This window comes from Salinispora sp. CH2A1_6 (assembly GCF_056820975.1).
The window spans coordinates 15,122-38,093 of record NZ_JBXEDG010000001.1; the positions used below are offsets into that span (position 1 = coordinate 15,122).

Below are 22,972 nucleotides of genomic sequence, written 5' to 3' on the forward strand. Positions count from 1 at the left end.
CTGACATGGGTACGACCGCTGCCGATCCCGCTGTCCTGACCGACCTGCGCGTGCTGGTACTCGCCGGGGGGCTCTCCTACGAACGAGACGTCTCGCTGCGATCTGGCCGTCGGGTCCTCGACGCGCTGCGCGCGGTGGGCGTGGAGGCGGAGCTGCGTGACGCGGATGTCGCCCTCCTGCCGAGGCTCGTCGCCGACCCGCCAGACGCGGTGGTCATCGCGCTGCACGGCGCGACCGGCGAGGACGGTTCACTCCGGGGGGTGCTGGACCTCTGCGATGTCCCGTACGTCGGCTGCGACGCGCGCGCCTCCCGCCGCGCCTGGGACAAACCCTCGGCCAAGACCGTGCTGCGAGAGGCACACATCCCCACCCCGGACTGGGTGGCCCTACCCCATGACCGCTTCTCCGAACTTGGTGCGGTGGCGGTGCTGGACCGCATCGTCGACCGGCTGGGCCTCCCGCTGATGGTGAAGCCCGCACAGGGCGGCTCGGGTCTGGGCGCCGCCGTGGTTCGGGACACCACCGCCCTGCCGGCCGCGATGGTCGGTTGTTTCGCGTACGACTCCACCGCCCTGGTCGAACGCTACCTGACCGGGACAGACGTGGCGGTATCCGTGGTCGACCTCGGGGAAGGACCGCAGGCCCTGCCGGCGGTGGAGATCGTGCCCCGGAACGGCGTTTACGACTACGCCGCCCGGTACACGGCCGGCCGCACCACGTGGCACACACCGGCCCGGCTGGCCACCGAGGTGGCCAAGGCGGTCGCCGAGCTCGCCGTCGCCGCCCACACCGCGCTCGGGTTGCGCGACCTAAGCCGGGTCGACCTGATCGTTGATGGCGACGGCCAGCCGCACGTGCTCGGGGTGAACGTCGCGCCCGGCATGACGGAGACCTCACTGCTACCGCTCGCGGCCCAGGCCGCCGGTCTCGACTTCGGTCGGATGATCGGCACCCTGGTTTCCCAGGCTGCATCCCGGGCGGCCTGAGCCGGCGAAGCACGGTCGTAGTCAGCCGCCAGCGTCAGGACGGGACCGCATTCGACGCTGACGGCCGCGGCGGGGGAGTGTCACCGGCCTGCTCCAGCACACCCGAGTCGGTGCGGCCCGCAGCTGCACCGCCGGGCGCGGCTGCACTTCCGGCACGGTCCGGAACTCCCTCGCCCTCGGCACGGCCCGGGGTTCCCTCGCCGCCCGCCTGAGGTTCCGGAATCGTAGCGGCTCGGGCTGAGGCCGCCGCGGCCTCCGGAGTGCCATCGCCGTCAGCCGGAACCTCGGCATCAGCGCTAGTCACCGCGTTCCCGGCCGCCCCAGCCGGCACCGCGTCAGCCCCCGCCCCACCGACGCTCTCCGCCGTGCCCGCCCCACCGACGCTCTCCGCCGTGCCCGCCGTGTCACCGCCCTGCGCCGTGCCGCCGCCATCTGTCTCGCCCTGCTGCCCGGCCACGCAATCCGAGTCACCTTCGCCCAAGGCCGCCTGAACGCTCTCCGCCTCCTTGGCCGCCTCCACGGTGTCGGTCTCGGTCCCCAAGTACTCCGCGGTCTCTACCGCACCGAAACTGGCCGGTGCCTGCCACTGGATTCGAGGCGGTTCGGCAAGCTGGCGTCCGCCGAAGTCCGCCAACCATGCGGCGACGAGGGCGAGATTCTCCCGCCAGGTCGACTCGGGAATCGGGGGCAGGATCGAATCCCACAGGGGCAGGAAGGTGCCCCGGAGCTGGAGCTGACCGTACGGCCGGGCGAGGAACCAGAGGTGCAGGTGCGCGGATCCGTCGCCCCAGCGATTCACATGCACCCGGGATACGCCGTCGAGGGACCGGATGGCGCGCTCCAGCCGGACCGTCAGCACGCCGAGTTCGGCCGCGAGCAGGTTCGGCAGGTCGCCTAGATCCCAATGCGAACGGGACTCGAGGATCAACACCATCGGAAGCCCGGTAGGTCTATCCATCGCACGTACCCGCCACCGCTCGCCGACCCAGATGTACGCCTCATCGGGGGCGCCGCAAGCGGTACATTCCCGGTCACCTTCACCGCGACGGGGCGGCTCGGTCACGACCGGATCATCGAGTTGTTTGACGCGGAGATCGCCTTCGAAGGGGAAGGAGGGCCATTGGGTGAAGTTCGGCACTGAGGGAGGGGTGTCGGGCACGAGGTGACCCTAACTGTTTCCAGGACTGCTGTCCCACCTCCTTCGGCCATCAATCCGCCGGATCAACCCACCGCCGGCCCAGCCACCTGCCAGCAGGTTATCCACAGGAGGCCGAGGTTATCCACAACCATCTTCCACAGGTCAACACGGCGGTTGAGGCGCTGTTTCACGTGAAACAGCACCGCCTGTGGACAACTGCTGTGGATAACGTTGGGGACGAGACTTCTGCTACACCTGAGCCGGTATCGCCGCTCCGATTCGGTCGGTTGCCGGTGGGCAGGTGCAGCCGATCGTGGGCCGGCCCTGGGTACGAAAGTAGCCGCCCGCCCGGTCGATCCGGGTTCGCCATCGGCAGTTGAAGGGACAGCTCAAGAAGCCGGCAGGGTCGCAGTGAGCGGGGAGTCAGGCACGTGGCGCAGCCGGGGCGAGTGGATCAGCCGAGGAAGCGTGGTGCGCGGGCTGGGGGCGAGTGGGGCTGAGTCAGGCGGAGCGCGCAAACGACAACCGCCCCCCGTTTCACGTGAAACGGGGGGCGACGCTCTGAGGTGGGGCCGGGCCTTCGGTCAGTCCTCGGGCTGCTCCCGGTCGACTCCGATGATGTCGACGATCCGCTCCAAGTCGTCCACACTGCCAAACTCGATCGTGATCTTTCCCTTGCTCCGGCCGATGTCGACCTTGACTCTGGTGTCGAAGCGGTCGGAGAGCCGATCGGCGAGATCAGTCAGTGCTGGTGCATGCGGCTTCGGCCGACGCTTCGGCGCTTCCTTCTCGCTGGTGCTATCGCTGAGCGAGAGCGCCACCACCTCCTCGGTTGCCCGCACAGACAGTCCCTCGGCAACGATTCGATGGGCGAGCCGCTCCTGCGCCTCCGGGTCATCCAGGCTCAACAGCGCCCGGGCATGGCCAGCAGAGAGCACTCCGGCGGCGACCCGGCGCTGTACCTGGGCCGGGAGGTTGAGAAGCCGGATCGTGTTGGAGATCTGCGGCCGGCTCCGACCGATCCGGCGGGCCAACTCCTCGTGGGTGGCGCCGAACTCATCCAACAATTGCTGATATGCCGCCGCCTCTTCCAGCGGGTTCAGGTTCGCGCGGTGGATGTTCTCCAGCAACGCATCCCGGAGCATCGAATCGTCCCGGGTGTCCCGCACGATCGCCGGAATAGAGCTCCGCCCAACGGCCTGCGCGGCCCGCCAGCGGCGCTCACCCATGACGAGTTCGAACTTCTCGTCATCCAGCTGGCGGACGACGATCGGCTGGAGGAAGCCGACCTCCTGGATTGAGACCTTCAGCTCCTCCAGGGCGTCCTCGTCAAAGACCTGCCGCGGCTGCTTCGGGTTGGGGAGGATCGCGTCAACCGAAATCTCGGCGAAGCGAGCGCCTGGGACGGGGCTGAGTGACTCGGACGCAGGCGGCGGTGTACTCACCGCCGGCAGGTCAGCGGTCGGTGTCACCGCTGGGTTGGCGAATGGGGCGGGCCCGCTGGGCGCCGCCGCCTCGGTAGGAATGAGGGCGCCCAACCCTCGGCCGAGTCCACCCTTGGGACGATTCTTCATGCCTGGCCTCCCCGTGGCCTGTCCGCGCTACGCATTGCGGCTCACCTCGGCCTTGGCGCCCCGCTCAGCAATCTCCTGGGCGGCCTCGAAGTAACTTGTCGCCCCCCGTGACCCGGGATCGTAGGTCATCACAGATTGGCCGTAGCTGGGCGCCTCGGATACCCGGACGTTACGCGGGATGACCGCCTGGAGCACCTTATCCCCGAAGTGGTTGCGAACATCCTGCTCTACGGCATCCGCCAGCCGCGTGCGTCGGTCGTACATCGTCAGCAGGATGGTGGAGACGTCCAGTCGGGGGTTGAGGTGCTGCCGGACGAGGTTGATGTTGTTGATGAGTTGGTTCAACCCCTCCAGCGCGTAGTACTCACACTGGATCGGGATGAGCACCTCCTCCGCGGCCACCAACGCGTTCACCGTGAGCAGTCCAAGCGACGGCGGGCAGTCGATAAGGACATAGTCGAAGTGGCCCGGGTAGCCGGTGATGGCGCGGGCCAGCCGCGACTCCCGGGCAACCACGGAGACCAGTTCGATCTCGGCTCCGGCCAGGTCGATCGTGGCGGGTACACACCACAGACTGGGGATTCCCTCGACCGCTTGGGCGACGTCCTCCAGGGGCAGGCCGTTGATCAGACAGTCGTACACGTCCGGCACTCCGGTGTGGTGCGGGACGTTGAGTCCGGTGGACGCGTTGCCCTGCGGATCGAGGTCGACCACCAGTACCCGGTTTCCGTGCAGCGCTAGCGCCACTGCCAGGTTCACCGTCGTGGTGGTCTTTCCAACGCCGCCCTTCTGGTTCGCGACGCACATGACCCGGGTCCGGTCTGGACGAGGCATCGTCACCTCGCCGCTCGGGTTCAGGATCTGCACGGCGCGCATAGCTTCCATCGCCAACGGTGGGTCATCCTCTTCGCGCGTCGGTGTTTCACGTGAAACGTACGTGTCATCAACCCCGTCCTGCCCGGAGGACAGACTCGGAGCCTTGGTCGGTTCGGCCGGCCGCCCCGGCGTTGCCTGCTGCGGCACAGTCACCTCGATGTGTGTCGACGTGACTGCCTTCCCCCGTCCCGACGCGGCCCGCTCGGCCGCCGGTGGATCGCCAATCCGGGAACCCTCCCGGTTACTGCGGCTCAACGGTACTTCCGGCGACGATGGGCGGGTACGTCCCGGAGTTGACGCCGGTCGCCGGAAGGTCTCGTCCTGCGGCATTCGGGAAGGCGGGCTGACGGAGAGGCTGGAGGTGGCCCACCCGGGGTCGTCGGTTTCACGTGAAACCGGGTCGCCCGTTGACCCGGTCGCGCGCGGATCGTCATACCTGCCGTCGTCATGCACCTGTCATCCCTGCCCGCTTCGGATGGTCGGTCCGCATCCTGTCAACGGGACGCTCGGGCGGTCCACCCGGAGCGTGCGGCCCGTTGGAAGCGGTCGGAATCCGTAAGTACCCGGCACCGCCCGCTCCACATTATCGACGCGCGGCCAGCCTACGGGGATTGGGCGCGGTCGGTCCACGTCGGGCTTCGCATCCGCCTGCCACCCGCACCTGTTCAACGAGGCAGCTACCGCTCCGGCAAGCCGAATCCGTCGATTTCCGCAGACCGCAGAGCGCACCGGTCGTCGGCACCCATGTGGTACCGCCGAATCCGATTCACGAAATCGGAGCAGAGACCATCGATGCGGGGCCGCGCCGACTCAGCGCCGCCGACCACCACGGGAGCGTTTCGCGGACTTGGGTCGCGGCGGTGCCACCACCCGCTCCCGCACAATCTCGATCACCGTCGTCGGTGGCTCGACAATGCCCGCACCGCAGTGGTGCACCTCCGGCATTCCGCCGCCAAGTCGGTCCACGACGGCGGAATGTTCGGCGACCTCCTCCACAGCCGAGGTGCCCTTGAGGGCGACCAGCCGTCCGCCCGGCACAGCCAGCGGAAGGCACCACCGGGCGAGCCGGTCCAGGGGAGCCACCGCCCGAGCGGTCACCACATCGCCGGTGAGCGGCTCGACCCCGCCACCACCGGAAGCGATCTCCTCGGCCCGGCCCCGGACAACCTGGACCGAGGCCGCCAGGTCGAGCTGCGCCACCGCCTCGACGAGGAAGGCGGTGCGACGGGCCAGCGGCTCGACCAGGGTGACCGAGAGATCCGGCCGGGCGATAGCGAGCACGAGGCCCGGCAGTCCGGCACCGCTACCCACGTCAAGCACTGTCGCGCCCGACGGAATCCGCTCCGCCACCACCGCGCAGTTGAGCAGATGCCGGTCCCAGATCCGCGGCGCCTCCCGCGGACCGATGAGTCCTCGGACCACCCCGTCGGTCACCAACAGGCCCGCGTACGCAACGGCCAGGCCCAGCCGGTCACCGAAGAGCGCCCGGGCCTCGGTGGCCAGTTCCGGCGGCGGTACGGCGTCCGCCGCCGGAACTGGCGCGGGATGATCGCTGACAGGCAACGGCCCGGGCGGCGTACCACCCGGGCCGGACGCGAAGCGCGCCGCGTCGTGAGTCACCCGCTCAGCCCGCCGGCCGAACAATGATGCGCCGACTCGGCTCGACGCCCTCGGACTCGCTCGCCACGCCGTCGATGGCGTTGACCACGTCGTGCACACACTTACGTTCGAAGGCGGACATCGGCTCCAGCCGCACCGACTCGCCGTGCTCCTTGACCTTCTCGACGGCGTTCTTCGCCACCGCGGCGAGTTCCTTACGGCGGCCCGCCCGGTAGCCGCCCACGTCGAGCAGCAGTCGGCTGGGGGTGCCGGTCTGCCGGAAGACCGCGAGCCGGGTGAGTTCCTGAAGCGCCTCCAGCGTGGCGCCGCGCTGACCAACCAGGCTCTGTAGTCGGCCGCCAACCACCTCCACGACCGGACGCCCACCGGAGACCAGCTCGTCGATGTCCCCGTCGTAGTCGAGGATGTCGAGCAGGCCCTCCACGTAGTCGGCGGCGATCTCACTCTGCCGGAACAGATCGCTCTCACCAGTGGACCGCTGCTCCGTGCCGCGGTCGGCCTCGGCCGCCTCGGTCTGGCCCTTCGCCGTCGTCTCCGTCCCCTCGGCGTCCTGGGACTCGTCAGCGCGGGGCGTGCTGATCTCGGTCACGGTCTCCTCCGTACTCACTCGGCCGGACCGTCGGGTCCGCTGGTCTCCCGGGCCGGCGGGAACGCCGGTGCCACGGGTAGGTCTATGCGGGCAGTCTCACCCGTGGCCGCGGGGGCGCGGCGGCGTTTTGCCCCTGCCGGCGGTATCAAGGTAGATACCGCCGGGCACCGGGTCGGATCAGCCCTGCCGTTTGGCGGGACGGCCCTTCTGGTTCGCGGGCTGGCCCTTCTTCGGGCCGGCGGCCTGGCCCTTCTGGTTGGCCGGCTGCCCCTTCTGGTTCGCGGGCTGGCCCTTCTTCGGGCCGGCGGCCTGGCCCTTCTGGTTCGCGGGCTGGCCTTTCTTCTGGCTGGTGGGCTTGGCACCCGGCTTCGGGGCGGCGACCTTGGTCGCGGCCGGCTGGGTGGCGGCCGAAGGGGCGGACTTGCCGCGGCCGAAGAGGCCACCGCTCTTCGCCGGCTGCACCGTCTTACCCGTGGTGCTCGACTTGGCGCTCGGCGGCGGTGGGAACTTGCGCAACACCCACTGCTGCTGGGCCAGCGTGAACATGTTGTTGGTGACCCAGTAGATGATCACACCGATCGGGAAGATAGCGCCGGAGATGAGCAGCGACGCCGGGATGCCGTAGAGCATCAACCGCTGGATCATCCGCTGCTGCGGGTCCTCGGCCCAGCCGGTCTTGAGAATCATCTGCCGGCTGGTCAGATAGGTGGTGCCCATCATCACCAGCACCAGAATGCCAGCCATGATCTTGACGGTGGTGCCGTCGGCGCCCAGCGCGGCCAGTTCCTCGGGGGAGGAGCCGAACTTGCCGGCGATCGGCGCGGTGAAGAGCTTCGCGACCGACGCGCTGTCAAACTGGTCAACCGTCCAGCCGTAGAGCGTCTTCTTGTCCTCTGGCTTGTCCGGGTTGAGCCGGCGGAGCACGTGGAACAGGCCGAGGAAGACCGGAATCTGGAGGAACATCGGAAGGCAGCCCATGAGCGGGTTGGCCTTTTCCTTCCGATAGAGCTCCATCATCTCCTTCTGGAGCGTCTCCCGGTCACCCTTGTGCTTCTCCTGCAGCGCCTTGACCTGCGGTTGCAGCGCCTGCATCGCCCGCTGTGACTTGATCTGCTTGACGAAGACCGGGAAGAGGATCACCCGGACGGTGACCACCAGGAAGATGATGGCCAGGATCCAGGACCAGTTGGTGCCGAGTACCACGCCTTCCGGCACCCCGATGGCGTCCCAGAGCTGGTGCCAGCGCAGCAGGATCCACGAGATCGTTAGATAGATAGGGTCGAGCAATTCTCAGACTCCAGTCACATCGGCGCGGCGGCGACCATCCGGCTCCGGCACCGGATCGAATCCACCCGGATGGAAGGGGTGGCAGCGCATCAGCCGCCGGGCCGTCAGGCCGGCTCCCCGAACCGGGCCGTGGCGGGTCACCGCCTCCAGGGCGTATGCGCTGCACGACGGGTAGAACCGACAGCGGGCCGGCAACGCCGGACTTATCCACCGACGGTACGCGATGATGGGCCCAGCCAGCACGCGGGCACCGAGTGAGATCGGCTGTGCGGGATCTGGTGCCGAACTCACCGGGACCGCCGCCCGCGGGGGGCGCGTGCGGCCGCGATCGCGGCGTCGAGATCGACACCGAGTCGTTGGTACGACCGGTTCGCCGCGGCGGGCAGGGCACGGACGACGAGGGTACTTCCGGCCGGCAGCCCGGGGAGGCGCTCCCGGACCAGGTGCCGCAGCCGGCGTCGGACGGTGTTGCGGACGACGGCGTTGCCAACCGCCTTGGAGACAACGAAGCCGGCGCGGGCCGGTGCGGATGTCTGCTCCGCACCTTCGTCCCGCGCCGGCTTCGGCGAAGAGATCTCCGGCGGGGTGCTAGGCGAGGTCAGATGGACGACGACCACGCCGCGCCCGACGCGTCGGCCACCACGGACCGCCGCGGCGAAGTCGGTGCTGCGCCGCAGACGCTGCGCGGCGGTCAGCACGACTCTCCACGCCCTGCCGATCGGACCTGGTGGCCTCAGGCCGCCAGGCGAGCGCGGCCCTTGGTGCGTCGGGTCGAGATGATGGCGCGGCCGGCACGGGTGCGCATGCGCAGCCGGAAGCCGTGGGTCTTCGCGCGCCGGCGGTTGTTCGGCTGGAAGGTGCGCTTGCTCACGTCAGGCTCTCCGTTGTCCTACCCCTGGGCGAGGGATCGCCGGGGTCGCGTCTGGTCCGAGGTCGTCCCGGTTGCAGTTCGTGTCACGATCCAGGTCGTGTCATGATCCGAACCAGGTCATGATCCGGAACACCTGCACGGCGCTCCCGATCAACGCTGCCCGACGCTGCGGACAGCAAACGTCCATCACCCTAGCAGAGGGGAAGCGAGCAGCCGTTCCAGCGTACGCAGGGGGTACAACGAGCGTCAACGCTCTCACCGGCCGCCCCGGCGCAGGCAGTTCCGACGTTTTCGCTGCTGCCGCCGACGGTCGGCATCCCTCCGCTGTTGATGGCGTCCGGACATCGCTGTTACCGTGCCCGATTGCGGTGCAGGGCTGTTGGCCCGAATCGCGGTGAGTGGCTGTCGGAAGCCCGGGGTCGGTCCGGCTGTGGTCGGCGCCGGCAGGCAAGACCGAATCGGGCGGTGGATCGTTCGGCAAGATGACCCACTTCAGCGCCGCCCGTACCGGGTGAGGTCTGACCCACGTTCGGTGGGCGGCCACAATCGGTACGCACACAGGCTGTGGATAACTTGTGGACAAGGACCGGTCGGTCAGCCGGGGTGGGGAAGCATCGCGTGAACGCGGCGGGCCCGGGACGGCCGACGGGGAGGACGGCGGCGTCCGGGAACAAAGGCGAGGGGGTGGCACGACGGTGACGGGTACAACCGAACTCGCCGCGGTGTGGACGGCAACGACCGACGAGCTCGCCGACGAGATCGTCTCCGCACAGCAGCGGGCTTACCTGCGGCTGACCCGGCTCCGCGCCATCGTCGAGGACACCGCGCTCGTCTCCGTCCCGGACGCCTTCACCCGAGATGTCATCGAGTCCCGGCTCCGCCCGGCGATCACCGAGGCGCTCACCCGCCGACTGGGGCGGCCCATCCAGGTCGCTGTCACGGTGCGAGCGCCGGAGGACGGCTCCGGCCGCCCGGCGGGCACCATCTACCACAGCGCCCCGAGCCCGGAGGCGGGCGGCTTGCCCAGCGACACCACCGGCGATGTCGCGGGAGGCGGCCCGGACGACGGCGTGGACCAACGAATCCCGCTGATTCCCGGGCAGGCTCAGCCGGAGCGCCGCGCTTCAGTGCCCGCCGGCCCGTACGGCGAGCAGCCGACGCCGGTGTCCCGGGACGGCCAGGAGCCGCTGTTCAGCTCCGCCTTCACCGGCCCACCCCGAGCCGAGCGACACGATGTTGACGAGCAGGCCCGGCTTGGCCCGCCGATGACCGAACGCCCGTTCGACGGCCGCTACCGAGCAGAGGCAGTGGACCAACACGGTGGGCCGGTGCTGCCCCGGGATCCCGGCACCGACAGCGGGCCAGGGCGGGTGGACCACCACCGGCCCGGTGGCCGCGAGGACCGTCGGCTGCCAGCACCCGCCGACGGCGGTGGCAACCGGCTCAACCCGAAGTACATGTTCGAGACGTTCGTCATCGGTTCGTCCAACCGTTTCGCCCACGCGGCTTCGGTGGCGGTCGCCGAGTCGCCGGCCAAGGCGTACAACCCGCTGTTTATCTACGGCAGCTCAGGGTTGGGCAAGACGCACCTGCTGCACGCAATCGGCCACTACGCCACGACGCTCGGCAACGCCAACTCGGTCCGGTACGTCTCGACCGAGGAGTTCACCAACGACTTCATCAACTCGCTGCGTGACGACAAGACCAGCGCCTTCCAGCGCCGGTACCGGGATGTCGACATCCTGTTGATCGACGACATCCAGTTCCTGGAGAACCGGGAGCGGACGCAGGAGGAGTTCTTTCACACCTTCAACACGCTGCACAACGCCAACAAACAGATCGTGATCACCTCTGACCGGTCGCCGAAGCAGCTGGCGACCCTGGAGGACCGGTTGCGGACCCGGTTCGAGTGGGGTCTGCTCGCCGACATCCAGCCACCAGACCTGGAGACCCGGATCGCGATCCTGCAGAAGAAGGCCGCCCAGGAGCGGCTGTTCGCTCCGCCGGACGTCCTCGAGTTCATCGCGTCCCGGGTGTCGAACTCGATCCGAGAGCTCGAGGGCGCGCTGATCCGGGTTACCGCCTTCGCCAGCCTCACCCGGTCGTCGGTGGAACTGTCGCTGGCCGAGGAGGTGCTGCGGGACTTCATCCCGGACGGCACCGGGCCAGAGATCACCGCCGACCAGATCATGGTGGCGACCGCCGACTACTTCGGGGTGAGTCTGGAGGACCTGCGTGGGCACTCCCGCTCACGGGTGCTCGTCAACGCTCGCCAGGTCGCCATGTACCTGTGCCGAGAGCTGACCGACCTGTCGCTGCCCCGAATCGGGCAGGCGTTCGGGGGTCGCGACCACACCACGGTGATGCACGCCGATCGTAAGATCCGTCAGCAGATGGCCGAGCGGCGGTCGCTCTATAACCAGATCGCCGAGTTGACCAACCGGATCAAGCAGAACACCTGAGGCACCCGCCGAGCCACCGCCCGAAGCCACCGAACCACCCGCCGAATCGCCGAAACCGGCGCCCTGGCGGCCTCCCTCGGTGCTCCACCACCCCCCACGGACCGGACGACGGCCCTCGGATCCGGGCGGTGGATCGAGTCGGGGTGTCCCCGTCGGCTCCGCGTAACCGCGCTCGTTGTCCACAGCTTCAGCTCCCCTCGGTGGAGAACGTGAGGCCGCCGACCCCTCGTTACCCACAGGCTGTGGAAAACCCTGGGGGTAGTGCTGTGGACGCTTGGGGATAACGATGTCGTTGTCCACGGGCGGCGGACCGGGTGTGGACGGGCTGTTGAAGGTTCTGGGGATAACCCGGGTCGAGCTGCGAGCCGTCATCCACAAGCCTGGGGAAGAAGTCCGTGGATAACCGGTGGATAACCGGTGGACAACGGTGGACAGGCTGGGGGTAACTCTGGCCTGTGGATGACGGCCCGGGTTTTCCCCCGGCTTCTCCACAGGAAACCCACCGGTGTGTTCCCGGGCTGACCTGCGTCAACGCGGGTTCTCCACAGTTTGCACAGGTGCGACGAAGACGATGAGTTAGATCTCTAAAGACAACAAAAACCAATCATCACCGTTGGACTTCCTGTGGATCGAGTCGCAGACCGCCGCTGCCGGTCAGCGGCACCTGGACACGCATGGGGCCGGCCGTACCGCCGATGCCCACGCGCCCTAAGGTGCCAGGAGAACCGGCACGCCCCGGCGGGTCGGCAGGCAGCGGTCGGCATGAGAGAGTTGGCGCTGACGTTGACGCGGAGGCATTGATGAAGTTCCGAGTAGAGCGCGACGCGCTCGCCGAGGCCGTGGCCTGGACCGCGAAGAGCCTGCCGAACCGGCCGTCGGTGCCGGTGCTCGCCGGAGTGCTGCTGCGGGTCACCGACGGCAACCTGCAGGTCTCCGGCTTCGACTACGAGGTCTCCAGCCAGGTGACCGTCGAGGTGCAGGGGGATGCCGACGGCGCCGCCCTGGTCTCCGGCCGGCTCCTCGCCGAAATCACCAAGGCGCTGCCGGCGAAGCCGGTCGACATCGCGGCGGTCGGTGCCCACCTCGAGCTCGTCTGCGGCAGCGCCCGGTTCACCCTGCCCACCATGCCGGTCGAGGACTATCCTCCGCTCCCGGAGATGCCGGTCAGCGCTGGCACCATCGACGCCGCCGCGTTCGCCGCCGCCGTCGCCCAGGTAGCCGTGGCAGCCGGCCGGGACGAGACCCTGCCGATGATGACCGGCGTCCGGCTGGAACTCTCCGGCGGCACGTTGGCCATGCTCGCCACCGACCGCTACCGCCTCGCCCTGCGCGAGATCGAGTGGAACCCGGAAGACCCGGAGGTCAGCCTCAACGCCCTGGTACCGGCCCGTACGCTGCACGACACCGCCAAGGCCCTCGGACCACTTGGCGGCCAGGTAACCATGGCGCTCTCCCAGGGAGCGGCGGGCGAGGGCATGATCGGTTTCGTCGGCGGCCCCCGGCGCACCACCAGTCGACTCCTCGACGGCGCCAACTACCCGCCGGTGCGCTCACTCTTCCCCGCCACCCACAACTCGCAGGCCCAGGTGCCGGTCAGTGCGCTCATCGAGGTCGTCAAGCGGGTCGCGCTCGTCGCCGAACGGACCACTCCGGTGCTGCTCAGCTTCAGCGGCGACGGCCTGGTCGTCGAGGCTGGTGGCACCGAGGAGGCCCGTGCCAGTGAGGCGATGGAGGCCAGCTTCAGCGGTGATCCGCTGACCGTTGGTTTCAACCCGCAGTATCTGATCGACGGTCTCTCGAACATGGGGACCCAGTTCGCTGTCCTGTCGTTCGTTGACGCCTTCAAGCCGGCGGTGATTTCCCCCGTTGACGAGGATGGCGAGGTCGTGCCCGGGTACCGCTACCTCATCATGCCGATCCGCGTCTCCCGCTGATCGCACCGAGACGACCCACAACGCACGGAGGTACGGACAATGCAGCTCGGCCTGGTAGGGCTCGGCCGCATGGGCGGCAACATGCGGGAGCGGCTGCGCGCCGCCGGGCATGAGGTGATCGGCTACGACAACCAGGCTGAGCTGAGTGACGTCGCGAGCCTGGCGGAGCTGGCGCAGAAGCTGGACGCACCGCGCGCGGTGTGGGTCATGGTCCCCGCCGCCGTCACCGACGAGACCATCAACAAGATGGCGGAGGTGCTCGACGCCGGCGACATCATCGTCGACGGAGGCAACTCGCGGTTCAGCGACGATGCCCCGCGCGCCGAGCGGCTGAACGAGCGTGGCATCGGGTACGTCGACGCCGGGGTCTCCGGTGGTGTCTGGGGCCGGCAGAACGGGTACGCCCTCATGGTCGGCGGTGCCCAGGAACACGTTGACCGGTTGATGCCGATCTTCGAGGCGTTGAAGCCGGCCGGAGACTTCGGCTTCGTGCACGCTGGTCCGGTCGGTGCCGGGCACTACGCCAAGATGGTGCACAACGGCGTCGAGTACGGTCTCATGCACGCCTACGCCGAGGGCTACGAACTGCTGGCCAAGTCCGAGCTGGTCACCGATGTCCCCGGTGTCTTCAAGTCCTGGCGGGAGGGCACGGTCGTCCGCTCCTGGCTGCTCGACCTCCTCGACCGGGCACTCGATGAGGACCCGGAGCTGGCCGAGTTGAGCCCCTACACCGAGGACACCGGCGAGGGGCGGTGGACCGTGGACGAGGCGGTCCGGCTCGCCGTCCCGATGAACGTCATCGCCGCGGCGCTCTTCGCCCGTTTCACCTCCCGGGAGGACGACTCGCCCGCGATGAAGGCCGTCGCCGCACTGCGCCAGCAGTTCGGCGGGCACGCCGTTCGCAAGCGCTGACGGCCCCACCACCCGTGTATGTCCGCCGGCTGGAACTCGTTGACTTCCGCTCGTACGAGCGGGTCGGGGTGGATCTCGAACCGGGGGCGAACGTCCTGGTCGGTCCGAACGGGGTCGGCAAGACCAACCTGATCGAGGCGCTCGGCTACGTGGCGACCCTGGACTCCCACCGGGTCGCCACGGACGCCCCGCTGGTCCGGATGGGTGCCGCCGCGGGGGTCATCCGCTGCGCCGTGGTGCACGAGGGGCGGGAGCTGCTGGTCGAGTTGGAGATCGTGCCGGGGCGGGCCAATCGGGCCCGGCTCGGCCGCTCCCCGGCTCGGCGGGCCCGGGACGTGCTCGGTGCCCTGCGGCTGGTGCTCTTCGCCCCGGAGGACCTGGAGCTGGTCCGGGGCGACCCGGCGCAGCGGCGCCGCTACCTCGACGATCTGCTGGTGCTCCGGCAACCCCGGTACGCCGGAGTGCGGGCCGACTACGAACGGGTGGTTCGGCAGCGGAACGCCCTGCTGCGCACCGCCTACCTGGCGCGTAAGACCGGCGGGACCCGCGGCGGCGACCTCTCCACGCTCGCGGTCTGGGACGACCATCTCGCGCGGCACGGTGCCGAGTTGCTCGCCGGCCGGCTCGACCTGGTCGCCGCGCTCGCCCCCCACGTCACCCGGGCGTACGACGCGGTGGCCGCCGGTAGGGGCGCGGCCGGCATCACCTATCGATCGTCGGTCGAATCGGCCAGCCCAACCGCTGACCGGGCGGAGCTGACCGCGGCGTTGAGCGACGCGCTCGCCGCCGGCCGGGCAGCCGAGATCGAGCGGGGGACTACCCTGGTCGGCCCGCACCGGGACGACCTCGACCTCACGCTGGGGCCACTGCCCGCGAAGGGGTACGCCAGCCATGGCGAGTCCTGGTCGTTGGCGTTGGCGCTTCGGCTGGCCGGATACGACCTCCTGCGCGCCGACGGGATCGAGCCGGTGCTGGTGCTGGACGATGTCTTCGCCGAGCTGGACACCGGCCGGCGGGATCGCCTCGCCGAGCTGGTCGGCGAGGCGAGCCAGCTTGTGGTGACCTGTGCGGTGGCAGAAGATCTCCCCGCGCGTCTACACGGAGCACGTTTCGTGGTCCGCGAGGGGGAGGTACAGCGTGTCGGATGAGGCGGAACCCGTCGCCGGTCCCAGGGCGACGGCGGTGACTGGCGTGGACGGGGCCGTCCGGCCACCGGACGCTGGGGCGGAGGCACCAACCGAGGCGTCCGGGCCGCAACTCGCGCGGGCGGTGCTGGATGCGGCGAAGGCTCGCCGTCAGGCTGTGCAGCCCCAGCGGCGCAGCCGCAGCGGTGGGGCGAGCGGTGGGGGGCGACGGCCGCGGGGCTACTCCGGCCCGGGGCCGGACCCGCGGGACCCGCAGCCGCTCGGTGCGGTGCTGGACCGGCTGGTCAAGGCACGGGGCTGGCAGCGACCGGCGGCCGAGGCCACGGTCTTCGGCGCCTGGGAACGAGTGGTCGGCCCAGACGTGGCCCAGCACAGCCGGCCGGTGAAGCTGGAAGGGGGTGAGCTGACCGTGGAGGCGCGCTCGACCGCCTGGGCCACCCAGCTCCGGCTGCTCGCCGCCTCGCTGCTGCAGCAGATCGCTCGCGAGGTGGGCCACAACGTCGTACGCCGGCTACACATCCACGGTCCGGCCGCGCCGTCCTGGTCGCGTGGCCCTCGTCGAGTGCGGGGCCGCGGTCCCCGGGATACCTACGGCTGAACGGCCCGGCGGGGTGCCACCGAATCGGCGTAGACCGCGAAGCCCCGCTCGGCGCAGCGGCGGTAGAACGCCGCGAGGACGCTCAGCTCCGCGCAGGTGAAGGTCCACTGCGGCGGAGCTCCGCTGTCGTCGCGGAGCCGGTCCAGCCGGCTGTCCAGCCAACGGAGCTGCTGCTCGGCCAGGCGTCCGTTGCCGAGTAGCGCGCGGAGCACCTCGCTGACGGTTTCGAAGGTGACTGCCTCACCGACTGCGCGGTGCCGTGTTACGAATCGCTCGACTCCGTCGGCGATCCACCCGCAGCCATCCGGGTCGATCACCGGGTCCTCGTCCTCTTCCGAGTTCTCTGTGGCGTACAGCACATTCTCCAGGCCGAGGATCAGATCGACCAGCTCGGTGTACGCGGTTGCCCGGACCGTGCCGGTCTTGGCGATCAGCTCGGCGAGCGCGGCGGTTGGCGCGGAAATCTGCGGCATGTCGACGATTTCGCCGAAGTCCACGAACTCTGCCGGTGCGACCGGGTCGTAGAAGCGGCCGGTCCGCGGCCAGTTCACCACGACGTTGTCCAGCCCCATCTGGTGTCACCTCTCAAGCCCATGTCCGTACGAACGGGTCGATCGTCCGGTTCCAGCCGGCAAAGATCAAGCCGGTGTTCATCGCGAGATGGACACACATTGGTCGGGGGTGGCGCCGGCCGGTGCGAGCCTACGGTCGGCTCGGTGTGCGTAGGGGGAGTCGTGGAATGAGCGGTCGGCCGGCTACGGAGGTCTCAGCCGCCGCGCAAGGGGTGCCGAGTGGTGGATCTGTCGCCGACGCCCAGTAGGATTGGGCTGAGACGAAGACCCGGTGCGGAGCGATGAAACCCGGGGCCAGCACGGGCCCGAGATCATCGTTCCACATCAGGTCGAGCCGATCGCGATCCGCGGACAACCGCGGCGGCCGGCGCGTTTGACCCCCGGCCCGGACCATTCTCCGGTGCCGGTCCGCGCGCCCGACGTCGCGTTCTGTCCGCCGAACCCCGTGACCGGTCGCGCCAGTGGTGTGGCCGACGCGAGAAAGTGGCCGAGGGTGGCAGCGCAGGACAAGCAGGAGTACGGCGCAGAGTCGATCACCGTCCTCGAAGGGTTGGAGGCGGTCCGTAAGCGCCCCGGTATGTATATCGGGTCCACCGGCGAACGCGGTCTGCATCACCTGGTGTGGGAGGTCGTGGACAACGCGGTGGATGAGGCGCTGGCCGGGCACTGCGACACCATCGATGTGGTGCTGCTCGCCGATGGTGGGGTTCGCGTCACCGACAATGGCCGTGGCTTCCCGGTCGACCCGCATCCGAAGCTCAAGAAGCCGGGTGTGGAGGTGGCGCTGACCGTGCTGCACGCCGGCGGCAAGTTTGACGGCAAGGCGTACGCCGTCTCCGGTGGCCTGCACGGCGTCGGTGTGTCGGTCGTGAACGCCCTCTCCACCCGGATGGCTGTCGAGATTCAGAAGGACGGCTACTTCTGGCGGCAGTCGTACACGGACTCGAAGCCGACGCCGCTGGAGAAGGGGGAGCCGACCGACGCCACCGGCTCGGCGGTCTCCTTCTGGCCCGACCCGAGGGTCTTCGAGACCGTTAGCTTCGACTTCCAGACCATCTACCGCCGGCTCCAGGAGATGGCCTTCCTCAACCGGGGGCTCACCATCCACTTCCTCGACGAGCGAGTCGACGAGGGTGATGACGGCAAGATGCGGGAGGTCACCTTCTGCTATCAGGGCGGCATCGCCGACTTCGTCCGGCACCTCAACGCCTCGAAGACCTCGATCCACAAGTCTGTGGTCGAGTTCGGGACCGAGGAAGACGGCATGTCGGTCGAGATCGCCATGCAGTGGAACGAGTCGTATGGCGAGTCGGTCTACACCTTCGCCAACAACATCAACACGCATGAGGGCGGCACCCACGAGGAAGGCTTCCGGTCGGCGCTGACCAGCGTCATCAACCGGTACGGTGCGGAGAAGCGGCTCCTCAAGAGCGACGAGAAGCTCTCCGGGGAGGACATCCGGGAGGGGCTGGCGGCGATCATCTCGGTGAAGCTGACCAACCCGCAGTTCGAGGGGCAGACCAAGACCAAGCTGGGCAACACCCCGGTCAAGAGCTTCGTGCAGCGGGTCTGCAACGAGTGGCTGGTTGACTGGCTGGACCGGAATCCGGCCGAGGCGAAGGTCATCATCACCAAGGCCTCCCAGGCCGCGCGCGCCCGGGTGGCCGCCCAGCAGGCCCGCAAGCTGGCCCGCCGTAAGTCGTTGCTGGAGTCCGGCTCGATGCCGGGCAAGCTGGCCGACTGCCAGTCGACGGATCCTCGTGAGTGCGAGGTCTTCATCGTTGAGGGCGACTCGGCGGGCGGCTCCGCCAAGCAGGGGCGCGACCCGCGGACGCAGGCGATCCTGCCGATCCGCGGCAAGATCCTCAATGTGGAGAAGGCGCGGATCGACCGGGTCCTGAAGAACAACGAGGTCCAAGCGCTGATCACCGCGCTCGGCACCGGCATCCACGACGACTTCGACATTGAGAAGCTGCGATACCACAAGATTGTGTTGATGGCCGACGCGGACGTCGATGGTCAGCACATCCAGACGCTGCTGTTGACCCTGCTATTCCGCTTCATGCGACCGCTGGTCGAGCTGGGGCACGTCTATCTGGCCGCTCCACCGCTATACAAGATCAAGTGGAATCGGAAGGGGGATGATGCGCAGTACGCGTACTCTGACCGAGAGCGGGACGGGCTGATCACGCTGCGGCAGCAGAAGAAGCCCAACGCAAAGCCGGACGACATTCAGCGGTTCAAGGGGCTCGGTGAGATGAACTATCCCGAGCTTTGGGAGACCACGATGAATCCCGCTACGCGTACCCTGCGCCAGGTCACGCTCGACGACGCGGCGACCGCGGACGAGCTGTTCAGCGTGCTGATGGGGGAAGACGTCGAGGCTCGTCGCTCGTTTATTCAGCGTAACGCCAAGGACGTGCGGTTCCTGGACATCTGAGGCCAACTCGGAATCGACCGGTCCGTCGTCCGCGGCGACCACGGCTCCTCCACAGAGTTATCCACAGCCAGGTCGGTTTCCACAGCGGTTATCCACAGCACAAAAGCGACTCTGAGTCTGATAAGGGTTAACAAGTGACCGATACCCCCGAGTCCACACCGAACGAGCCCGACGCCCCCGAGGCCGCCGGCGCCGTCGTGGCGCACGACCGGATCGAGCCAGTCGGGCTCGAGGTGGAGATGCAGCGCTCCTACCTCGACTACGCCATGAGCGTGATCGTCGGGCGGGCGCTGCCGGACGTCCGGGACGGGCTGAAGCCAGTCCACCGCAAGATCCTCTACGCGATGTTCGACTCGGGGTACCGGCCCGACCGGGGGTACGTGAAGTGCTCGCGGGTGGTCGGCGACGTGATGGGCCAGTTCCACCCACACGGCGACTCGGCGATCTATGACGCGCTGGTCCGGATGGCCCAGCCCTGGGCGCTGCGTTACCCGCTGGTGGACGGCAACGGCAACTTCGGTTCACCGGGTAACGACCCGGCCGCGGCGATGCGGTATACCGAGTGCAAGCTCCAACCGCTGGCGATGGAGATGCTGCGGGACATCGACGAGGACACCGTCGACCTGCAGGACAACTACGACGGCCGGGCCAAGGAGCCCACGATCCTGCCGTCCCGGATCCCCAACCTGCTGGTCAACGGCTCCGAGGGCATCGCGGTCGGGATGGCCACCAAGATCCCACCGCACAACCTGCGGGAGATCGGTGCGGCGGTGCAGTGGTGCCTGGAGCACCCGGAGGCCGACGAGGCGAGCACCCTGGAAGCCCTCCTGGGGATCGTCAGGGGGCCAGACTTCCCGACCCACGGCCTGATCGTCGGCCAGGCGGGGATCCAGGACGCCTACCGCACCGGTCGTGGCTCGATCCGGATGCGCGCCGTGGTCGAGGTCGAGGAGGACAAGCGGGGCCGGCCGGCGCTGGTGGTCAGCGAGCTGCCGTACCAGGTGAACCCCGACAACCTGGCCGAGCGGATCGCCGAGCTGATCAAGGAGGGGAAGCTCGGCGGGATCGCCGACATTCGGGACGAGTCCTCCGGACGCACCGGCCTGCGGCTCGTGCTGGTGCTCAAGCGCGACGCGGTCGCCAAGGTGGTGCTGAACAACCTCTACAAGCACACCCAGCTGCAGGAGACCTTCGGCGCGAACATGCTGGCGCTGGTGGACGGCGTGCCGCGCACGCTGAACCTGGCCCAGTTCATCCGCTACTACGTCGATCACCAGATCGAGGTGATCCGTCGGCGGACGGCGTACCGGCTGCGTAAGGCCGAGGAGCGGGCGCACATCCTGCGGGGTCTGGCCAAGGCGCTGGACGCCCTCGACGAGGTGATCGCGCTGATCCGGCGCTCGCCGACGGTGGATGACGCGCGGCAGGGCCTGATCCGGTTGCTGGACATCGACGAGATCCAGGCGACCGCGATCCTGGACATGCAGCTGCGCCGGCTGGCCGCGCTGGAGCGGCAGCGGATCCTCGACGACCTGGCGAAGCTGGAGTTGGAGATCGCCGACTTCAAGGACATCCTGGCGAAGCCGGAGCGGCAGCGGCGGATCGTCTCGGATGAGCTGGGCGAGATCGTCGCGAAGTGGGGCGATGAGCGACGCACCCAGATCATCCCGTTCGACGGCGAGGTCTCGATGGAGGACCTCATCGCCCGTGAGGACGTCGTGGTCACCATCACCCGAACCGGGTACGCCAAGCGCACCAAGGTGGACGCGTACCGTTCGCAGCGGCGGGGCGGCAAGGGGGTCAGCGGCGCCACGTTGCGGCAGGACGACATCGTCAGCCACTTCTTCGTGTGCTCGACGCACGACTGGATGTTGTTCTTCACCAACAAGGGCCGGGTGTACCGGGCCAAGGCGTACGAGCTCCCGGAAGCCAGTAGGGTGGCCAAGGGCCAACACGTGGCCAATCTGCTCGCCTTCCAACCAGACGAGCAGATCGCACAGATCATCGAGATTTCCGATTACCAGGTCGCCCCCTACCTGGTTCTGGCCACCAAGAACGGAGTGGTAAAGAAGACGAGGCTCGAGGAGTTCGACTCCAACCGGTCCGGCGGCATCATCGCGATCAACCTGCGCGAGGACGACGAACTGGTCGGCGCCGCCCTGGTGGCGCCGGAGCAGGATCTCCTGCTGGTGTCGAAGAACGCCCTGGCGATCCGCTTCAACGCCTCCGACGAGGCGCTGCGACCGATGGGGCGGGCTACCTCGGGTGTGATCGGGATGCGGTTCAGCGAGGACGACGAGTTGCTCGCGATGGAGGTCGTCCGGCACGGCTTGGACGTCTTGGTCGCCACCAATGGTGGTTACGCGAAACGTACTCCGATTGAGGAATACCCGGTCCAGGGCCGGGGAGGTAAGGGCGTGCTGACTGCGAAGATCACCGAGCGGCGCGGTGGTCTGGTCGGTGCTGTGGTGATCGACCCGGACGACGAGCTCTTCGCTATCACCAGTAACGGTGGTGTCATTCGGACTCCGGTGAAGCCTGTACGCCGTACGCGCGACCGGAACACAATGGGGGTCAAGCTGATGGACCTTCCGGATGGCGTAACCATCGTGGCGATTGCTCGCAATGCCGACGAGCCTGACGAACAGGACTAGTTGCATGACGGAGACACAGGCGAAGTCGGGGAACGCGGGGAACTCGGCTAACCCGGTCGACGAGGACGGTGCCACGAGCGGTGCCTCAGCCGCCGGCCGTGCGGCAGTGGGCCGGGCCACCGTCCCCGCCGACGCGCCGGCCCCGAAGTTCACCAGGGCTCCCGGGATGGCCCCGCCGCCGGACAAGCCGGCCAAGGAGTCGGAACCCAGCGAGGAACCAGCTGAGGCCACGAAGATCGAGACACCGCGCACCGATGGTGCCGCCGCTGAGAAGGCCGCCGGGGCCGCCCCCCCGCCGCCGACCCCTGGCGGCGCTGGACCGGCCAGCCCGGTCGCCGGGAGCGCGGCTGGCCTTGGGAGCGCGACTGCCCCCGTCGGTGCGAACGGCGTCCCCCGACTCGGTGACACCGGAAGTCAGTCCCGGGTCACCGGGACCGCCCGCCCGCAGCCGAACTCCGCCGGCCGGCCCCAGGGCGGTGGCCTCCCACCGGGAATCAGCGGGGTGGCGGCCATCGGGGCGGCACGCGTCGGGGAGGCGGTACGCGCCGCGCGTACCGCGGTCAGCTCTGCCGCGTCTCGTGGGCCGCGCCGGGCCCGGCTGAATCTGCGGCGAATCGACCCCTGGTCGGTGATGAAGTTCGCCTTCGCGGTTTCGGTGGTGATCTTCATCGTCGTCGTGGTCGCAACCTCGGTGCTGTACCTGGCGCTGGACGCGATGGGCGTGTTTGCCAGCGTCAACGACAGCTTGAATGATCTGGTCAACGCGGGCGGCGGCCAGAGCGCCGACGGCTTCCAGATCACCGCCCGTGGCGTGATCCTGAGTTCCGCGTTGATTGGCTTGGTCAACGTTGTGTTGTTCACGGCACTGGCAACGCTGGGCGCGTTCGTCTACAACGTCTGTGCCGACCTGGTAGGCGGAATCGAGCTGACGCTCGCCGAGCGCGACTGAACACGTCAGCGGGACCCGGGCCGCCGCCCGGGTCCCTGAACCGCCGGTGCTGGGAGCACGCCCGGAGCCACCCCCCGATTTTGGGTCGGCCGGGCCGATGGGTTAACCTTGCTCGTCGCAACACGGGGCTATAGCTCAGTCGGTTAGAGCGCAGAGCTGATAACTCTGAGGTCGCTGGTTCGATTCCAGCTAGCCCCACCTCCCGCTCGGTCCTCACATTCTGAGGGCCGAGTTTTTCGTAGGGCCGACTGAGGTATCCACTCCGCACCCGGCCGCTGCGCGCTGATTCCGGGAAGCGCTCTGCTCGCCGAGGTGCCAGAAACCCAGCAATCGCCGGCCGGACAACCTGGGTGCCGGCGGCGAGA

The 22,972-nt window shown here is 68.7% G+C and carries 18 protein-coding genes, 1 tRNA gene and 1 pseudogene; 10 read left to right on the forward strand and 10 right to left on the reverse strand.

All coding sequences use genetic code 11. The features are described 5' to 3' along the window. The first annotated feature begins 5 nt into the window (after positions 1–5). Positions 6–986 (forward strand): D-alanine--D-alanine ligase, encoded by a 981-nt coding sequence (locus tag AC1UKG_RS00075; RefSeq protein ID WP_018813942.1) that lies wholly within the window; start codon positions 6–8, stop codon positions 984–986. Between the two features lie 34 nt (positions 987–1,020). Here AC1UKG_RS00075 and AC1UKG_RS00080 read toward each other — a convergent pair whose 3' ends face one another. From AC1UKG_RS00080 to rpmH, 9 genes are all read right to left on the reverse strand, one after another. Then, positions 1,021–1,920 (reverse strand): hypothetical protein, encoded by a 900-nt coding sequence (locus tag AC1UKG_RS00080; RefSeq protein ID WP_482642891.1) that lies wholly within the window; start codon positions 1,918–1,920, stop codon positions 1,021–1,023. A 788-nt stretch (positions 1,921–2,708) separates the two neighbouring features. Then, positions 2,709–3,698: a ParB/RepB/Spo0J family partition protein gene (locus tag AC1UKG_RS00085; RefSeq protein ID WP_018813940.1), complete on the reverse strand. Its 990-nt coding sequence runs from the start codon at positions 3,696–3,698 to the stop codon at positions 2,709–2,711. Positions 3,699–3,725: 27 nt separating this feature from the next. After that, positions 3,726–5,027: a ParA family protein gene (locus tag AC1UKG_RS00090; protein WP_482642820.1), complete on the reverse strand. Its 1,302-nt coding sequence runs from the start codon at positions 5,025–5,027 to the stop codon at positions 3,726–3,728. A gap of 357 nt (positions 5,028–5,384) precedes the next feature. Further along, positions 5,385–6,137 carry a 16S rRNA (guanine(527)-N(7))-methyltransferase RsmG gene (rsmG, locus tag AC1UKG_RS00095; protein ID WP_482642890.1) on the reverse strand — a complete coding sequence of 251 codons (753 nt, stop codon included), beginning with the start codon at positions 6,135–6,137 and terminating at the stop codon, positions 5,385–5,387. A gap of 61 nt (positions 6,138–6,198) precedes the next feature. Further along, positions 6,199–6,801, reverse strand: a complete 603-nt coding sequence (locus tag AC1UKG_RS00100; protein ID WP_018743527.1) for a R3H domain-containing nucleic acid-binding protein — start codon at positions 6,799–6,801, stop codon at positions 6,199–6,201. A gap of 159 nt (positions 6,802–6,960) precedes the next feature. Beyond that, entirely contained in the window at positions 6,961–8,070 is a 1,110-nt protein-coding gene (gene yidC, locus AC1UKG_RS00105) for a membrane protein insertase YidC (protein ID WP_018743528.1), read from the reverse strand. 3 nt (positions 8,071–8,073) lie between these two features. Next, positions 8,074–8,361: a membrane protein insertion efficiency factor YidD gene (gene yidD / locus AC1UKG_RS00110; protein WP_026271305.1), complete on the reverse strand. Its 288-nt coding sequence runs from the start codon at positions 8,359–8,361 to the stop codon at positions 8,074–8,076. After that, positions 8,358–8,768, reverse strand: coding sequence for a ribonuclease P protein component (gene rnpA, locus AC1UKG_RS00115; RefSeq protein WP_018743529.1), 411 nt, complete (start codon positions 8,766–8,768; stop codon positions 8,358–8,360). Before rnpA ends, yidD begins: the two co-directional genes overlap by 4 nt. 35 nt (positions 8,769–8,803) lie before the next feature. After that, positions 8,804–8,941 carry a 50S ribosomal protein L34 gene (gene rpmH, locus AC1UKG_RS00120; RefSeq protein WP_018730967.1) on the reverse strand — a complete coding sequence of 46 codons (138 nt, stop codon included), beginning with the start codon at positions 8,939–8,941 and terminating at the stop codon, positions 8,804–8,806. A gap of 695 nt (positions 8,942–9,636) precedes the next feature. Here rpmH and dnaA point away from each other — a divergent pair. The 5 genes and pseudogenes from dnaA (at position 9,637) to AC1UKG_RS00145 (ending at position 15,992) form a co-directional block, all read left to right on the forward strand. Next, positions 9,637–11,403: a chromosomal replication initiator protein DnaA gene (dnaA, locus tag AC1UKG_RS00125; protein ID WP_018813935.1), complete on the forward strand. Its 1,767-nt coding sequence runs from the start codon at positions 9,637–9,639 to the stop codon at positions 11,401–11,403. 800 nt (positions 11,404–12,203) lie between these two features. Continuing rightward, positions 12,204–13,337, forward strand: coding sequence for a DNA polymerase III subunit beta (gene dnaN, locus AC1UKG_RS00130; RefSeq protein ID WP_482642819.1), 1,134 nt, complete (start codon positions 12,204–12,206; stop codon positions 13,335–13,337). A 21-nt stretch (positions 13,338–13,358) separates the two neighbouring features. Then, a pseudogene (gnd, locus tag AC1UKG_RS00135) lies at positions 13,359–14,249 on the forward strand (phosphogluconate dehydrogenase (NAD(+)-dependent, decarboxylating)); the annotation flags it as partial. 14 nt (positions 14,250–14,263) lie between these two features. Next, the gene (recF, locus tag AC1UKG_RS00140) at positions 14,264–15,397 is read left to right on the forward strand and encodes a DNA replication/repair protein RecF (protein ID WP_018743532.1); all 1,134 of its coding nucleotides are present in this window, start codon (positions 14,264–14,266) and stop codon (positions 15,395–15,397) included. Next, positions 15,387–15,992: a DciA family protein gene (locus tag AC1UKG_RS00145; RefSeq protein WP_482642818.1), complete on the forward strand. Its 606-nt coding sequence runs from the start codon at positions 15,387–15,389 to the stop codon at positions 15,990–15,992. Before recF ends, AC1UKG_RS00145 begins: the two co-directional genes overlap by 11 nt. On the opposite strand, the gene AC1UKG_RS00150 is transcribed toward AC1UKG_RS00145, so the two are convergent. Beyond that, positions 15,983–16,564 (reverse strand): hypothetical protein, encoded by a 582-nt coding sequence (locus tag AC1UKG_RS00150; RefSeq protein WP_482642817.1) that lies wholly within the window; start codon positions 16,562–16,564, stop codon positions 15,983–15,985. The genes AC1UKG_RS00145 and AC1UKG_RS00150 overlap by 10 nt on opposite strands. A 493-nt stretch (positions 16,565–17,057) precedes the next feature. Between AC1UKG_RS00150 and gyrB the strand changes: the two genes are divergently transcribed. From gyrB to AC1UKG_RS00170, 4 genes are all read left to right on the forward strand, one after another. Then, positions 17,058–19,004, forward strand: a complete 1,947-nt coding sequence (gene gyrB, locus AC1UKG_RS00155) for a DNA topoisomerase (ATP-hydrolyzing) subunit B (RefSeq protein ID WP_026271304.1) — start codon at positions 17,058–17,060, stop codon at positions 19,002–19,004. Positions 19,005–19,138: 134 nt separating this feature from the next. Next, positions 19,139–21,658, forward strand: a complete 2,520-nt coding sequence (gene gyrA / locus AC1UKG_RS00160) for a DNA gyrase subunit A (RefSeq protein ID WP_018743536.1) — start codon at positions 19,139–19,141, stop codon at positions 21,656–21,658. A gap of 4 nt (positions 21,659–21,662) precedes the next feature. Next, positions 21,663–22,607, forward strand: coding sequence for a DUF3566 domain-containing protein (locus AC1UKG_RS00165; RefSeq protein WP_018813933.1), 945 nt, complete (start codon positions 21,663–21,665; stop codon positions 22,605–22,607). Positions 22,608–22,731: 124 nt separating this feature from the next. Further along, positions 22,732–22,805: transfer RNA gene (locus AC1UKG_RS00170), tRNA-Ile, on the forward strand. The last annotated feature ends 167 nt before the right edge of the window (positions 22,806–22,972 follow it).